Raw genomic sequence first — 15,198 nt, forward strand, 5'->3', positions numbered from 1 at the left:
ACTTCGAAAGCACTGCGGTATGCGAATCTTCTCACGGACTATATTGCTATTCAGCCTGTGTGTAATGGCCCTGATCGCCTCTTTGGTGGAGGCAGCGGATGACGCAACTATCAGCCGAGAACAGGCGATTGCCATTATCAAGCAGTTTCGCGGGGATATTAAATTCCAGAAAGATGATGCCAAACTCGACATCAAGTCCATCTTCTTTGCCAATTCAAAAATCGATGATACGGGCCTCGTCTATCTAAAAGATTTTCACCAGATGCAGGATCTGGCTTTTTATGGTGCCCAGCTGACAGGAGCAGGTTTAAAACATCTGCAGTATTTCAATCAGCTGCAAAAACTACATCTGGTACGCTGCCCTCTGAAAGATGCAGAGCTGGTGCATCTCAAACAGTTCCCGGCATTAAAACACCTCTACATTCGCAATGCCGAGCTGAGTGATGAGGCCCTCAAACACATGCAGGAATTAAAGCAACTGGAGAGTCTGTGGCTGGTCTCGACCAAAGTAACAGATGCAGGACTGATCCATCTGAAAGATTTAAAAGAACTAAGCTCGCTGAATCTCTATGAGACCAAAGTCAGTGATGCCGGCCTGGCTCAGTTGTCAGGTCTGAAGAAGCTGAAGTACCTGGATTTAAAGCTCACTCAAGTCAGTAGCACTGCTGTTGAGAGGCTCCAGGCGCAGATCCCGGACTGCAAAATTGCATTTGACCGACCGATCCTGCCTGCGCATCTCAAAGTGGCTGAGGAAGTGAAACAGTTAAAAGGATTTGTACGATATCGAGATGCGAACGCGCACCGGATTTTGTCGACAATCAGTCTGAGTGGTCCTCAAATCAACGACGCCCGCCTTTCCTGCCTGAAAGGTCTGTCTGGGTTGAAATCACTGACGTTGAATCAGACCAATGTCAGTGACCAGGGTCTAGTATGCTTAAAAGATCTGACGGGGCTGACCTCGCTGACCGTGATGCAGTCTCCCATCACAAATGAAGGTCTGTCACATCTAACGGGGCTTTCCCACTTAACAGCATTAAATCTTTCCAGAACAGCTATTACCGATGCTGGGCTAAAACACATCCTCAGCCTGAAACATCTGCAACGATTGAATCTGATCAATACCGGCGTCTCCTCAGCAGGCGTACAACAAATTAAGACAGCCCTGCCGAAATGTAAAATCGAAACCGGCGGAAGCACTGACGTTTCCATGCAGGGAAAGACAGAGATTGCCGCCCTCAAGGCATTGGGAGCGCACATTCAGAATCAAAGAGAGTATAAGAATGGAAAATACACTTCGGAGTATTTTACCTCGATCCGATTTTTTGGAAATCGGATCACCGACGAGCAGCTCAGACAATTAAAAATGATTCCCCGTTTAAAAGTCGTTACTTTTATCCAAACCAATATTACCGACAAGGGCGTGGAATATCTTTCCGTTTTATCAGAACTGGAACAGTTACAGTTATCTGGTACTGTGATTACTGACAAAGGTGTATCGCACCTGAGTGATTTAAAGAATCTCCAAAGTCTGGATCTCAATCGTACGGGCATCACCGACCAGGGTCTGGTTCCGCTGAATAAACTGCCTCAACTCAAATCACTGAACCTGGGAGGAACTCGGATCACAGATAAAGGCCTGATACATTTAAAAACACTACCAAGCCTGGAGACACTGAAGCTTTACAGCACAGGAATTACCGGATCTACCCTGAATGAATTGAAGCCACTGTCAAAACTGAAGACATTGGATTTATCCCTCACTCCACTCAATGATGACGGATTAAAAACAGTCGGTGAATTACACCAGTTACAAAGCATCTCCCTCACAAAAACGAAAATCACAAGTACCGGGGTCTCCCACCTCGCACCGCTGACAAAATTGACATACCTGAATCTCGATTATACCCAACTCGACGATGCTGCCCTGCCACCTCTCGCCAATCTGACAAATCTCAGCTCATTGAATCTTACAAAGACACTGGTGACAGATGCCGGGATGATTCATATATCAAAACTGAAAGCACTGAAGACACTGAATCTGAATCACACGAAGATCGCAAGCGTGGGTCTCGATCCCCTGAAATCACTCACGCAGCTTTATAAACTAGGGCTAAGAGAGACAGCCATTGATGATTCGGGACTCAAAACTCTCAGCTCCCTCTTTCACTTACGTAGTTTGGATCTGTATGGCACTCAGGTGACAGATGCAGGCGTGCTCCATTTCAAGAATAAAGTTATCAAACCGACAGATCTCAACTTACATGGCACGCGCATTACAAAAACCGGACTGGAAACACTCAAGCAGGAATTCCCGGACTGTCAGATACAGGCATCACCGCCCCTGGATTCTGACATTGAAGCGATACTGGCCAAACTGAAAGCAGCGGGTGCTTATCGTGTTCGCCGACTACGAGATGATGGGACAGAGCAGCTTACGATCCGGTTCTATCCTCGACTGGGAAACCAAACCGAGTTGCCTCCCATCAATGAACGTCTGAAACTGTTAAAGGGGCTTAGGACGTTAGAAGAGCTGGAAATTTCCGATAACAATTTAACCGATCCGGGCCTCAAAGAACTTCAGCATGTTCCTGAACTGAGAACTCTACGAATTAATGCTGGTAAGCTGACTGCAGAGGGTTTGAAACAGGTAGCCCAGCTCAAGAAACTGAATCTGCTGCAGATTCAGAATGCGGGAATCACTAATGAGCAACTGGTAGAGCTAAAGGACATGACTCAACTGGAAACACTGGTCCTGAGTGGAAATCAGATTACAGAGCACGGCCTCAAACATCTTTCAGGGCTCACAAATCTCAAAGGACTCAATCTGAGCCAGAACCGGATTTACAGCGACGGCATGGTACATCTTGCTTCCCTCAAAAACCTCAGAGGCCTGATTCTGGAGGGGACTCGCGTGGCCGATCAGGGACTGCAAGATCTGATCACTCTACCGCGGCTACGGACATTAATTCTCAATGGAACGACCATTACAGACGGCGGAACACAGCTTTTGAAGAAGATGAACTCGCTGGGGATGTTATCTCTGGAATCCACCTACATCTCCGACAGAGGGCTCAAAGATCTGGAAACGCTGCGGGGATTGTATCGACTGAAATTGAATGACACGCATGTCACGGAACAGGGAGTTAAGAACTTTCAGCGTCTCTTGCCAAAATGCCAGATTGAATACACAACACCTGTCGCATCGACTCTGCAAAACATTGTGCAGGAACTGAAAGAAGCGGGCGCTGATGTCAGCTTAATCAAACTGGGGAATCACCAGGCAATTGGTTCCGTGTATTTTCGGAATCCCGTCAAAGGTATCTTCACCGTTGATGACCGAACAGATAAAGCACAAGTGCTCGACAGTTGTCTGATACGGATCTCGGCACTGAAAGAGTTGAGACAGTTAGGTATTCACTGGCCTGAATTCGACGATGCGAAACTCAAACGTATCAAAAATCTAAAATACCTGTCTGAGCTCGATTTGACCGGGAGCCGTATTACTGATTCGGGAATCCAGGAATTAGAGGGGATGGTAAACCTGCAAATTCTGAAATTGAATCATACGCAGATCTCAGATAAAGGAATTACCGATCTGGTTAAGCTGACTCTGCCTCGGTTGAATCAGCTCGAACTGAACCAGAGTAAAGTGACGGAGGCGTCTCTCGATTCTTTAAAAGCATTGCAGCATTTGAGAAACCTGTCTCTGACTCATCTGGTGGTTTCGAATCCGCAACTCACAGAATTCAGTCAGGCGCTACCGAACTGTCACATTAAACTCAAAACCGAAGAATAGCCAACACGCTCGCGGTATTAACCCTTCCCCGCACCTACACAAAAGCATATACACCTGTACTGTTATTCCGCTGGTATCAATTGTAAGACACAGTGTCCACGTCGAGTGTGGGAATTAGTGAAAAGATTTTTTCGGGTGATCTCACTGAATTCGAGGAGAAACTGGTGGTCAACATCGTGTGCATATCTATAAATGGTCGATATTTATAAAGAATTAACAAAACCGGCGCGCATATAAAATATGCGGGTCGTACGACGGAAATCGTTCCCTCTTGTTTGAGCGTTGACTTTTTTCTTTTACTTAGTTCAGGGCCAGCCGTATAATTAAGATTCATTAGAAGTAAGCTACGTTTGTATTTGGAGTCATTTATGGCAGTCTGTTTAGTCCCCGTGAACCAGGGTCGCCCCATTGTGTTAGATAAGGCGATCATTCTTGTTGGACGGCATCCGGACTGCGATATCGTCATCACCGACAGCCCGAAGATTTCCCGCAAACACTGCTGCCTGGCGATTGTCAACGATCGCCCGGTCATCCGCGATTTAGGCAGCATGAACGGGGTTTACGTCAACGGAACCCGCATCGATTCGGAAGTTCGTCTGAAGCTGCACGACGAAATCAAGATCGGTAACGTCGCTTACCACCTGGAAAACATCGGTGCGGACGACAAGAAGAAACAGGAACCGAAGGAAAATACCCTCAGTTCCGACGACTCCCCAACCAAGGCTCCTTCTGTACAGCATTTCAAAAAGCCTGGCAAAGACATCGACATCTCTCAGCAGTTCCCCGTCGCGATTTCCGAAAGCGGCCAGAACGTAAAAGCGAACGAGAATCTGGACAGCCACGAGCTGGACGCTGATGATGAAGATGAAGAAGGCAATTATTCGGACAGCTTCGAGGGACACGGCTCGAACATCGAGTTCATTTCTTCTTCGTAGGCGCTTCTACTCCGGTCTGCTCAGCAGGCGGAAACTGCCTCCCCCGATTTTTCATCTGAAATAACAGCGGGTGCCAGAACCGGAAATGGGCGATCGTCATGATCACCAGCAGCGTGATACAACTGATGATCCCGCCAATCAGAAACCAGCCCGACTGGTATGCCCAGATCACTTCATGCTGCCCCGCGGGAAGTTTCACGCCCCGGTACATGCCATCCACCAGTTCCGCTTCGGCAGGCTGACCATCCACGTAGACCGACCAGCCGGGATACATGAGATCGGTCAGGATCAGCGTGTCTTCTTCCGGCGTCTCTGCCTCAATGACAATTTCATTGGCCCGGTAGGACTTAATCTCTGCCTGCTGATCAGCCACGGGATGTGACCAGGCAACGCGACCGCGGGACCCTTCGAGTTCATAGAAGTAGACCGGTTCATCGAAGCGGCCCCAGGCGGGATTGATCACCGCATCGAAATCACTCCACACCGGTTTGACCGGCCAGCGACTCAGGTCCAGTGGATGCTGACTCAGGATATGTGTCACCCCTGCTTTTCTCAACCATTCAATCTGCTCTGGCGTGGCTGGTTCTTTAAAAGGCAGCGGTTCCGGCATGGCCACCGCGGGGTCGAAATACTGCTCGGGGCCGATGCCCAGATAGACGGGCGTGGAAGCCACGCCGATCAAGGTCGGCAGGTTTGCGCCCGGGGCAAACAAGCGCACCGGCTGACCGTATTTGCTGGTAATCTCTCGGAGGGCACTCTTATCGACATTGTTAATCGGTGGATTCGGGATGACCGTGGCATAGGTCACGTAGCGGCTGACGACCCAGAAATCCGCCGTGGTAAACAGGCAGACTAACGTCACCACACCAATCTGAATCGTGGGTTTCCAGTGGGCGATGAGACGCTCCAGGCAGACACCGGCGATTACCGCGACCGCGAATGTCGTAACGATGCCGTAGCGTCCGGGACCGGTAAAGAAACTGAAGCCGGGGATGTGCCTGGTGATCGGCATTAACCAGCCGGGCGTATAAAGGAGTGCCAGAAAACCGATGATTGCCAGTAAGACCAGTCGTCGATCACGTGTCCACGCTCCGGAAAATGTACCGTAAATCAACAGCAGCAGTGCGGCAATCCCGAAGTAGAGATGTGCTTCTACCTGATTTGTGGCTTCCGAACCGGGAGCCAGCCCTGCGTCGAGATTGACTTCATAAGGATACCAGGCCCAGGGAGCGACGATCTGCGACAGGTACCAGACGGGAATATGGCCATAACCGGGCTTATGCGAACGTTCGCCTACCTCGGCCCGCTGACTGTGCTGTTTGAGTTCCCAGGTCGGCGCCAGTTGAACTGCTGACAGTGCGTAGGTCGAAACAAAGGCCAGCAGCAACAGGATGACCGTGCGTCTGCGATAGGGCTTGAGTGCTTCGGTGGTTTCATCACGACTGAACCAGATGCGAGCGGGGATATAGACCAGCAGCATCAGTTGAGTGATGAAGGCCAGGTTAAAGTGGCCAGGCAGGATCTGCATACTGAGTGCGAAGCAGAGTAGAATCGGGTAGCGCCAGAAGCGGGTCTGGAAGAATGATTCCACACACCAGAGCGTCAATGGGAGCCAGGCTCCGCCGATGATGGCCCATTCCAGACAGATCCGTGACGGAAACCAGCCGTAGGTGTAGACCAGCCCCGCGAAGAGTGCTGCCGCGATCGAATAACCAATCCGCCTGACATACAGAGCCGTGAAGACAAAGGCGAGGATGTAATGCAGAAGCTGTACGAAGTTATAAGCGGTATTCACGGGCAGAAAGCGGTAGGCGAAATAGTTGAACGGATAGAAGGCGCCGGTCTGGCTTTCCGCGACGAGGGGGAAACCATGACCGATGTAGGAATTCCAGAGCGGGAATTCGCCGGCCTGCAGGCGTTCTGCAAAGAAAGTTTTCTGCGGGAAGAAATAGGTATAGAGGTCGCCGCCAATCAGTCCCCCACCTGACCAGAGACCGCTCCAGAAGACCCACGTCAGCGCGACGGCCATAATCAGAATGATGCCGGCAAACAGGGGTGTGCCGAGCGGTTTTGTTTCCGCAGAGGGGGTCGGTTCGGCTTTCTTCTGGGGGGAACGACTCAAGCGACTGGACCTTGTGCTGACTGAATACTGTCTGAAATAAAAAAAGCAGGCGGCTGAATACCTGCGTGTATTCTAAGCCGCCTACTCTGATGTCTCAACAGACTGCGTCCGGAAGTTAGTTACCGAACATGCGGTTCAGGCGTGCCTGATGATAGGCCAGCTTTTCTGCGGAACTCATGGCTGCGAAATTCGGAGCTTCCTGAGTCTTCCCTGCTGCGGGTGTAGCCGCTGCTTTCTCTGCGGATGGGGTCGCCGGCTTACCGCCTGCTTTCTTCTCCGGAAAGCTGAAGGTTTTGCCGTCTTCACCGCCATAGCTCATCACGGCGGTCTGGTAAGTCAGGTCGGTTTCGAGATCGCGGTGCGGTTTGATGCCCAGTTCCTGTAGAACGCCGTGATAGGCTTTGACGGCATCTGCGGGTTGGATTTTGTCTTCGACCAGGTAACGCAGAAACTGAATAAAGGCGAGCTGATGTTCTGCCTGGTTGATCTTACGACCAAAGAGGGCGACACGGGCTCCGTATTTACGAGCATCGTAGATCAGCTGGAAGGCATCGAGAGTCGTGCCTGCCGAACCGCCGAGAATACCGACGACGAGGTGCGGATCATAGGCGACCAGTTCTTCCATGGCCCGTGGACCGTGGTAGACCATTTTCAGAAAGACGGGACGTCCCGCCGAAGCAACGCCGGCCAGAGTCCGGGCGATCAGGTCGTTAATGAACCCGGGAGCCAGATCTGCAGCGACCGCGTTACTGATGTTCGGATCGAAAATCTCGAGGAAGTGGCGGAACTTCTTACGTTCGGCTTCTTCGCGAAATTCCTTGTAGCGTTCAAGGGTCGCGAGGTCTTCTTCGAGATTGTTATTAAAGGTTACTGAGTAAAGACCCAAGTCAGCACCGTAGGCGCGTTCTTCAGGCTTACAATCGAGATGTCCACACTGGATGTGGTCCAGGCTGGCCGACCGGAATGGTTTGGCCGGCGGCAGATGCAGTTTGCCTCCGCGGGGAACGTGCACGTCGGTGGTGTCGTTCGCCCGGGCGGCGGGAGTGATCGGCGAGTTGTCAAACAATCGCTCGTCGATCGTCAGTTTCTCGCTGGTACTGGCAGACATCAGGACGATGTCGACCACTTCCTGCTTGATGACTTCGCGAATCTGCTGACGGTATTCTGCCAGCGTTTTGTATTTGAGTTCCTGGTCGTGCCGTTCCGGAGAGAGTCCGGGGGCACCGATGCCGAAGGCCATGTCGGCGTCTTTGGCATCAGCAATGATAAACTCTTTCGAGCCGCTGGGGTCAGCGTGAATTGACTGAAGCTTCCTGTCGAGAGATTTTTCCATCACACAATCATTTCAAAAACAAAACGCAAAAGCAGAACGCATAAAACACTTCAGGGGTCACCCGGCTGAGAATCAGCCGAGGACTTTGTCGACGGTTTCCCTCAGGACCCGGCCAGACTGGGTCAGAGCCAGCTGTTCTTTGGGCCAGAGTTCGATTTCCAGGTGCTGCATGACGCCGGTGCGTCCCATGACGGTCGGAACCGAAATACAGACATCCCGCAGACCAAAGGCACCATCCTGCAGTGATGAAACCGGCAGAATGCGACGCTGATCAAGGGCGATACAGTGCACGACATCGGCGATACTCACGCCGACAGCGAAACCAGCTCCGCCCTTTTTCTTGATGACTTCGGCTCCGCTGCCACGAGTTTTCTTTTCGACTTCGGCAATCAGACCGGCATTCACACCAGGGAACTTATCCAGAGGGAGTCCGCCGACCTGGGCAGCTGACCAGACAGGAACCATGCTGTCGCCGTGCTCGCCGAGAATCAGGGTGGAAACCTGTGTCGGAGGGACATCCAGACGGGCTGCCAGCATACTGCGAAGACGGGTGGTATCGAGAACGGTACCCAGACCGATGACCTGCTGAGGCGGCAGTCCGAGTTCTTTCATGGCCAGGTAGGTCAGCACGTCGACCGGGTTGGAGACGACGAAGACAATCGCTCCGGGTTTGGTGCCAACACGTTTGACGTCAGCCAGGATGTTTTTGAAGAGTTCAACGTTGCGGTTGATCAGGTCCAGGCGGCTTTCATCGGGCTTACGACGCAGACCGGCGGTGATGACGATTACGTCGCTGTCTTTCACCAGTTCGGTGCCCCCCGCATAAATCTTCTGATCTGCGGTCAGAGAACTGCCGTGCAGCAGGTCCAGGGCCTGGCCTTCGACCAGTTCCTGATTGACGTCTACCAGAGCGATTTCCCGGACAATGCCTCCGGCCTGTAATGCAAAGGCAGCACAGGAACCGACGAGTCCCCCACCACCGATAATACTGACATTCATGATCAAATCTTTTCTATTTATGACGAAGTGAGCTATAAACAATTCTGCAAACGTTTACCCGGGGATTACTGTCCCAGGGCTGACATGACCTGATCGGTGATCGCTTTGATCAGCTGATCTGAGTTGCCGCCGGCAGGTGCTGCTGCGGGCTGGGTCGATGGTTTCTGCAGGTATCCCGGGTAACTGGGAGCTGGCTCAAACGCTTTCTGCTGCGGCAGACCTTCGGTATAACCTTCCCGGAAGGCGCTGTTGCCACAGAGATCACAGTCTTCAACGTGGAAACGGGGATCATCGAAACCGAGCTTCTGCTTCAGGTCGAGCAGTTCGCGGGTTTCATTTTCCGTAAAGTAGTTGATGCGTCCGAGCTGCTTGGAGAGCAGCAGGATTTTACAGTACGCATCCAGAATTTCGGTTTTCCAGTAAGCGTCTTCCAGTGACTTACCGAAGCTGACGGTACCATGACCGGTCAGAATGATCGTGTTGGTGCCCCCTTTGAGGAAAGGCAGTACGGTGTCGGCGAATTTCTGTCCGCCCGGTGTTTCGTAAGGAGCCATAGGAACTTCGCCCATGAAGACTTCGACTTCGGGCAGCACACACTGTGGGATCGGCTCGCGGGCAACAGCGAAGGCAGTCGCGTGAGGCGGGTGACAGTGCACGACGGCTTTGACGTCGGGACGTTCTTTCATGATCGAAAGGTGCAGCAGGATTTCGCTGGTCCGCTTGCGGGTACCGGCGATCTGGTTGCCATCCAGGTCAACCGCACAGATGTCTTCGGGATTCATAAACCCTTTGCAGATCATCGTGGGTGAGCAGAGTACTTCGTTTTCGCCTACACGAATCGAGATGTTACCGTCGTTGGCAGCCGCGAAGCCTTTGTTGTAGACGCGACGTCCGATTTCGCAGATCTCTTCTTTCAGTTTCCGGTCGTGAATTCCACTGTTCCATTGACTCGACATGGTTTTGACTCCCAACGTAAATTTAAAAAGTATGTGTTTTCAGTTTGTGTGACTGGTCGTTAGTAAACTTCAACCTGATCCAGGATGGCCGACACATAGGCGTCGATCGGTTTGGTATCAGGATTAAAGGGAGCTGCTGCTTCCGCTCCTTCACTGACAGCAATCAGGCTGCCAGGTGAAGCACCCAACTCATCGTAGATCACAAACGGTTCCGTTTTCTTTTTCTTGTTTGTGTTCAGTTCGTCGCTCTTCAAGGGAATCCCGATAATCCACCGCGCGCCGTCCAGACTCGGATGCTTGCGTGACAGTGTCACTTTGCCGATGACTTCTGCGATTTTCATAATCTGGTTCCCTGTGTTGTTCCCTGAATTTGACTTTGCAGCCCACTCAGACTTCCGGATGCGGAGTGCCGGCGGAGACAAAGGCTTTCATCAGGTTTCTCAATTCAATAAACGATTTCTGTTCCGGGTTGATACAAACGAGGTTTGGACTCATTTGCGACACAACCGTTCGCAGGTGATTCACATCCTGGATGGCGGCGGCACAGATTTTCTGATTCCGATTCGCCAGGCAGGCTGCTTTCTCTGCTGCCGAGACAAACAGGACCACGCCTGCAGCATCGGCACGACATAAACTGCTGACCGCCCCCTGGATGGCTTCGTCCAGAGAACCTGCCAGTTCCTGTGACCAGCTTGCGCCGGTCTGCTGTTCGATATTTGTCAGAGCCTGTTCCACCACGCCAGCCCGACTGAGAACAATCGCCCGCCAGGTGCCCCCCTGCTTCGCTTTAGTGGAAGCAGCGGCTGTCGCACGCTGGATCTCGACTTTGTGTTCCCGCAGATAATCTTTAGCCGAAGGGGTCAGAATGGCCCCGGCGGTGACGCCGATGACGGTCTGTCCTTTAGCTTTCTCTGCGAGCAGGTCGGCCGTGATCACTTTCTCTGACAGGATGACTGAGGAACTGTTCCTGACCTGGGTCATACCGCTGCCTGTTGCCTGTGTGACCTGCCCCTGACGGGAAAGGGTCGACAAGACATCGGCGACGACCTGATTGACCAGTTCTTCAGAAATCTGCATTAGTTTATTTCTTTTTCCTCGGAGACACCTGATCTTCATCGAGCACACCCATGGTGGCCCAGCGGATGGGGGTATTGTCGGCCCCCACCATTTCCCGGACGGCAGCCCCGTCTGATGTCAACAGCACCAGATCGTCTTTGCCGCATCCGAGTTGATCGATGACCAGTTCAGGAAATCCATCTGCGTTGCCATCAATATCCAGTGTCTGGACGAGCAGCAGTCGCCAGCCTGCCAGACTGGGATGCTTTGCCGTGGCGGTTGCCCGTCCGATGACTCTGCCTGTCAACATATGATTTCAATCCTGAAGCGGTGATCCGCGAAACTTAACTTAGATAATTCGTAAATGTCCGACTGTGGTGGAACGACGGAAGCGGGTGAAGGTCAGCGGGTTGGTGACCCCTTCCCCGGTGGGTGTCGCGATACTGAAGGAACCGTAGCCTTCACCACCGTTGCCCAGGGCTGCTCCACAGGGACCATTCTGCACAAACAGAGTGGTGTCCATGATGCGACCCATTTTGGTAATGGTTTCAATGTTTCTTGAGTGAATCATGCTGGTGTGCCGGAATCCATGTTCGAATTCTTTGGCCAGTTCGATTCCGTGATCGGCGTTGCGACAGCGAACGAAAGGCACGAAGGGCATCATCTGTTCTTCCGGTACGAAGGGGTTGTTTGTATCGGTTTCGCCGTAAAGTAACTGAGTTCCGGCTGGCACATTGACGCCGATCATCCCGGCGAGCACGGCGGCGTCTTTGCCGATCATGTCGCGGTTGAGCATAGCGTGTCCGCCCGGTTCTTTGGGAGGAGCGAAGGCCAGCGAAGTGAGTTGTGCGACCTGCTGTGCGTTCAGCTGGAATCCGCCATGACGTCCCATAGCTGACATCAGCTGGTCAAAGATACTATCGACGGCGAAGACTTCTTTTTCGCCGATACAGAGCAGGTTGTTATCGTAAGCCGCCCCGATAATGATCGATTTGGCGGCGTTGTCGAGATCAGCGGTTTCATCGACGACCACGGGAGGATTCCCCGGTCCGGCGACGATGGCCCGTTTCTTAGCGGCCAGAGCGGCACGGGCGACACCCGGTCCCCCGGTCACAACGAGCAGCGGAATGCCGCGGTGATTAAAGATTTCGTCGGCGGTTTCCAAGGTCGGGTTGCCGACGATGGTCACCAGGTTCTGCAGGCCGGTCGCCTGGTAGATGGCCTGGTTGAAGCGACGCACTCCTTCGCAGGCGATTTTTGCACCGCTGGGGTGCGGGTTGACGACCAGCGTGTTGCCGGCAGCGACCATGTTGATGAAGTTACAGGCCAGAGTCGGCAGCGAGTGCGTTACGGGAGTGATGGCACCGATGACGCCGAAGGGGGCGTATTCGGTGAGGCTGATCCCGTTGTCCCCGGAGACGGCTTCGGTCTTGAGGAATTCCATGCCGGGAATGCTTTTGATCAGATGCAGTTTTTCGATTTTGTGATCGAGGCGACCGATTTTGGTCTCTTCGAGTTCCATGCGGCCCAGTTCTTCCGCCTGGGTATCACAGATCTGCCGCACGATTTCGAGTGCCTTGGCCCGGTCTTCCAGAGTGGCCTTGAGCAACTGCTGCTGACCTGCGGTGGCAGCGGCAACCGCCTGGTCGACGCTGTTGAACACGCCCCAGTCGCCATCGCCGCCCGCGGGTGCGGAACCATAGCCGCCCCGGTTATTGAGCTGCGATAACACTTCCTGAACGACACTGCGAATGGCTTCTTCTGTCGCCTGCATAATCTATCTCTCCCCGAGTCGCCGGCTGTGAAAGCGAGTGTTTCCTGTGGCGGACTCAGTCTGTTTTATTTCAGTTTTGGTTTTCCAGGTTATAGTTTTCCATCTGGTTGCGAATCCATGCTTCCAGTTTTGATTTGGTTGGTACTGAAGCAATCATGACCAGCAGCAATATGCCGACAGCCACAAGTGAAAGTACCTGGCTCTCTGTCATATAGGCCACCAGATTGAGCATCGCCGCTCCTTCCAGTAAGCCCAGTCCCACAATCAGACGAGACATGAAAATCTGATCGTAGGTTGCCAGAACCTCGTCTTCGTCCTGAATATTCTCTGTCTTAATTCTCTCCATGGCCTGGTTGAACATGTTGCGTCCTACCAGATCCGGCACAAAGGTGCGTAATACCAGCATGACCGCTGTAGCACCCAGTCCCACATATGTCAGGAGCGGCAGACCGTCGCCGGGTGCTTCGTCCTTTCCCAGGATTCCGACCACGACCACTCCGAAGGTTACCACACCCATGATCAGGGCAAACCAGATGATGAACATCGTCCGGTGTCTCTGCTCTGGCGTTGCCTGTGGTAACTGTCTGGTCATGATTTGATTCCGGTTCAGAACGAACTTCAGTCCTTCGAGTTAAAAATCTCCCGGTTGCCAATGTGAACCTGATCGACGATGCCGATGATGGCTGCATCGATGGGCAGTTTTTTGGTTTCCGGAGTGAAGCGGGCTGATGACCCCTGCACACACAGCACGACCTCACCCTGCCCGGCCCCCACGGTATCGACGACGATAAACGACCGTCCTGTGGGAGTCAGATCACTCTGGTCTTTTTCATTGACGCGCAACGGTTCGACAATCAACAGTTTCTGACCGACCATCGCTTCGACTTTCTGAGACGAAACGACGCTTCCGGTGATACGTCCTACAAACATCGAACCAACTCCTGTTTAATCCCGTGAAAGGATATTTCTATTCTCGGGGCGTTACGCACGCCCTTCGATGGTTTCTACTGTCTGCCGTGCTACGACAATCTCCTCATTGGTAGGCACGACCCAGATCTGCACGTTACTGTCGTCCGCCTGGATCTGTGATTCCTCGGACGCATTCTGATTGCGTTCCGGATCCAGTCGAATTCCCGCCCATTCCAGGTTGCTGCAGACTTTTTCTCGCAGGCTGACACTGTTCTCACCGATTCCACCCGTGAAAACAATCGCATCCACGCCGCCCAGAACCGTCATGTAACCTCCCAGGTAATGCCGGATCGCTGAGTGGAACACGCCCAGGGCCAGTTGAGCCCGCTCGTGTCCGTTGGCGGCCGCTTCTTCCAGATCGCGACAGTCGCCACTCAATCCGCTCATTCCCAAAAGACCACCCTTACTCGACAGGTCTTCCAGAAGTTCTTCCAGAGATTTTCCGGTGGCCTTCTGCAGAACCGGCAGAGCAAACGGATCAAAATCACCCACACGGTTATTGTGGGGCAATCCTGTCTGAGGGCTCATACCCAGACTGTTGGCTTTAGAGACACCTCCGTGCATGGCACAGAGAGAGCTGCTGCCTCCCAGGTGGCAGGAAATCACCTTCAGATCGTCTTTACCGGTGAGTTCGGCCATACGTGAGCCGATATACCGGTGACTGGCACCATGGAACCCCCAGCGTTTGACTTCGTACTCTTCGTCCCATTGAAACGGGATGGCGTAAGTACGATTTTCCGGCGGGATGGTTTCATGGAAGGCGGTTTCGAGTGCGGCAACCAGCGGGATCTCAGGGAATGCCTGACGCAGTTGTCGCATGGCCCGGGCATATGGAGGATTGTGAGCCGGCGCGATGTCGGACAGGGCCTCCATTTTGGTCAGCAGGGTTTCTTCTACCAGACGTACGCCACTCATATTTCCGGCAAAGACCGCTTTGAAACCAATACCGGCAACTTCGTCGGCTGACTCGAGACAACCCCATTCGGAGTTGGTCAACTGAGACAGACACAGGTTGACGGCGGCTGCATGGTCGGGCACATTCTGTTCGTGCTCTTCCCGATGCTCACCAATTTCAACGAAACAGTGCGACTGTTCGCCGCCGATCCGATCGATGCCCCCGCGTGCGAGCTGCACTTCTGCAGGCATATCAAACAGGCGATATTTGAAACTGGTAGAACCTAAATTGGCAACTAGTACTTTCATTGCAGGAATCCATTCTGTGACTTGAGGACTGGTGTTTCGACTTCCCTTTTCCCTC

The 15,198-nt window shown here is 52.8% G+C and carries 13 protein-coding genes; 2 read left to right on the plus strand and 11 right to left on the minus strand.

All coding sequences use genetic code 11. The annotated features are described in order from the left end of the window. Window positions 1-19: 19 nt before the first annotated feature. Together HG66A1_RS26890 and HG66A1_RS26895 are read left to right on the plus strand one after the other, a co-directional pair. A complete protein-coding gene (locus tag HG66A1_RS26890; RefSeq protein WP_145191568.1) occupies window positions 20-3,796 on the plus strand; it encodes a hypothetical protein in 3,777 nt (1,258 codons plus the stop codon). Window positions 3,797-4,164: 368 nt separating this feature from the next. After that, window positions 4,165-4,731 carry an FHA domain-containing protein gene (locus HG66A1_RS26895; RefSeq protein WP_145044286.1) on the plus strand — a complete coding sequence of 189 codons (567 nt, stop codon included), beginning with the start codon at window positions 4,165-4,167 and terminating at the stop codon, window positions 4,729-4,731. On the opposite strand, the gene HG66A1_RS26900 is transcribed toward HG66A1_RS26895, so the two are convergent. From HG66A1_RS26900 to HG66A1_RS26950, 11 genes are all read right to left on the minus strand, one after another. Next, entirely contained in the window at window positions 4,715-6,853 is a 2,139-nt protein-coding gene (locus tag HG66A1_RS26900; protein WP_145191571.1) for a YfhO family protein, read from the minus strand. The genes HG66A1_RS26895 and HG66A1_RS26900 overlap by 17 nt on opposite strands. 115 nt (window positions 6,854-6,968) lie before the next feature. After that, window positions 6,969-8,186: a hypothetical protein gene (locus tag HG66A1_RS26905; RefSeq protein WP_145191574.1), complete on the minus strand. Its 1,218-nt coding sequence runs from the start codon at window positions 8,184-8,186 to the stop codon at window positions 6,969-6,971. Window positions 8,187-8,258: 72 nt separating this feature from the next. Continuing rightward, on the minus strand, window positions 8,259-9,185 hold the full coding sequence (locus tag HG66A1_RS26910; protein ID WP_145191577.1) for a malate dehydrogenase: 927 nt from the start codon (window positions 9,183-9,185) through the stop codon (window positions 8,259-8,261). Between the two features lie 65 nt (window positions 9,186-9,250). Further along, a complete protein-coding gene (locus tag HG66A1_RS26915; protein ID WP_145191580.1) occupies window positions 9,251-10,141 on the minus strand; it encodes a class II aldolase/adducin family protein in 891 nt (296 codons plus the stop codon). 59 nt (window positions 10,142-10,200) lie between these two features. Further along, window positions 10,201-10,482 carry a EutN/CcmL family microcompartment protein gene (locus tag HG66A1_RS26920; protein WP_145044291.1) on the minus strand — a complete coding sequence of 94 codons (282 nt, stop codon included), beginning with the start codon at window positions 10,480-10,482 and terminating at the stop codon, window positions 10,201-10,203. A 46-nt stretch (window positions 10,483-10,528) separates the two neighbouring features. Beyond that, window positions 10,529-11,218 carry a hypothetical protein gene (locus HG66A1_RS26925; protein WP_145191583.1) on the minus strand — a complete coding sequence of 230 codons (690 nt, stop codon included), beginning with the start codon at window positions 11,216-11,218 and terminating at the stop codon, window positions 10,529-10,531. Window positions 11,219-11,222: 4 nt separating this feature from the next. Further along, window positions 11,223-11,507: a EutN/CcmL family microcompartment protein gene (locus HG66A1_RS26930; protein WP_145191586.1), complete on the minus strand. Its 285-nt coding sequence runs from the start codon at window positions 11,505-11,507 to the stop codon at window positions 11,223-11,225. 39 nt (window positions 11,508-11,546) lie between these two features. Continuing rightward, entirely contained in the window at window positions 11,547-12,971 is a 1,425-nt protein-coding gene (locus HG66A1_RS26935; protein ID WP_145191588.1) for an aldehyde dehydrogenase EutE, read from the minus strand. A gap of 70 nt (window positions 12,972-13,041) precedes the next feature. After that, on the minus strand, window positions 13,042-13,563 hold the full coding sequence (locus tag HG66A1_RS26940) for a hypothetical protein (RefSeq protein WP_145191591.1): 522 nt from the start codon (window positions 13,561-13,563) through the stop codon (window positions 13,042-13,044). Window positions 13,564-13,589: 26 nt separating this feature from the next. Continuing rightward, the gene (locus HG66A1_RS26945) at window positions 13,590-13,901 is read right to left on the minus strand and encodes a EutN/CcmL family microcompartment protein (RefSeq protein ID WP_145191594.1); all 312 of its coding nucleotides are present in this window, start codon (window positions 13,899-13,901) and stop codon (window positions 13,590-13,592) included. A 51-nt stretch (window positions 13,902-13,952) separates the two neighbouring features. Beyond that, the gene (locus HG66A1_RS26950; protein ID WP_145191597.1) at window positions 13,953-15,143 is read right to left on the minus strand and encodes an acetate/propionate family kinase; all 1,191 of its coding nucleotides are present in this window, start codon (window positions 15,141-15,143) and stop codon (window positions 13,953-13,955) included. Window positions 15,144-15,198 lie beyond the last annotated feature (55 nt).

This window comes from Gimesia chilikensis (assembly GCF_007744075.1).
GTDB lineage: Bacteria > Planctomycetota > Planctomycetia > Planctomycetales > Planctomycetaceae > Gimesia > Gimesia chilikensis_A.

What these genes read in the sequence shown, in the direction of transcription:
- HG66A1_RS26890 (WP_145191568.1), top strand. Translation starts at nt 20, where the DNA reads ATGCGAATCTTCTCACGGACTATATTGCTATTCAGCCTGTGTGTAATG.
- HG66A1_RS26895 (WP_145044286.1), top strand. Translation starts at nt 4,165, where the DNA reads ATGGCAGTCTGTTTAGTCCCCGTGAACCAGGGTCGCCCCATTGTGTTA.
- HG66A1_RS26905 (WP_145191574.1), bottom strand. Translation starts at nt 8,186, where the DNA reads ATGGAAAAATCTCTCGACAGGAAGCTTCAGTCAATTCACGCTGACCCC.
- HG66A1_RS26910 (WP_145191577.1), bottom strand. Translation starts at nt 9,185, where the DNA reads ATGAATGTCAGTATTATCGGTGGTGGGGGACTCGTCGGTTCCTGTGCT.
- HG66A1_RS26915 (WP_145191580.1), bottom strand. Translation starts at nt 10,141, where the DNA reads ATGTCGAGTCAATGGAACAGTGGAATTCACGACCGGAAACTGAAAGAA.
- HG66A1_RS26920 (WP_145044291.1), bottom strand. Translation starts at nt 10,482, where the DNA reads ATGAAAATCGCAGAAGTCATCGGCAAAGTGACACTGTCACGCAAGCAT.
- HG66A1_RS26925 (WP_145191583.1), bottom strand. Translation starts at nt 11,218, where the DNA reads ATGCAGATTTCTGAAGAACTGGTCAATCAGGTCGTCGCCGATGTCTTG.
- HG66A1_RS26930 (WP_145191586.1), bottom strand. Translation starts at nt 11,507, where the DNA reads ATGTTGACAGGCAGAGTCATCGGACGGGCAACCGCCACGGCAAAGCAT.
- HG66A1_RS26935 (WP_145191588.1), bottom strand. Translation starts at nt 12,971, where the DNA reads ATGCAGGCGACAGAAGAAGCCATTCGCAGTGTCGTTCAGGAAGTGTTA.
- HG66A1_RS26940 (WP_145191591.1), bottom strand. Translation starts at nt 13,563, where the DNA reads ATGACCAGACAGTTACCACAGGCAACGCCAGAGCAGAGACACCGGACG.
- HG66A1_RS26945 (WP_145191594.1), bottom strand. Translation starts at nt 13,901, where the DNA reads ATGTTTGTAGGACGTATCACCGGAAGCGTCGTTTCGTCTCAGAAAGTC.
- HG66A1_RS26950 (WP_145191597.1), bottom strand. Translation starts at nt 15,143, where the DNA reads ATGAAAGTACTAGTTGCCAATTTAGGTTCTACCAGTTTCAAATATCGC.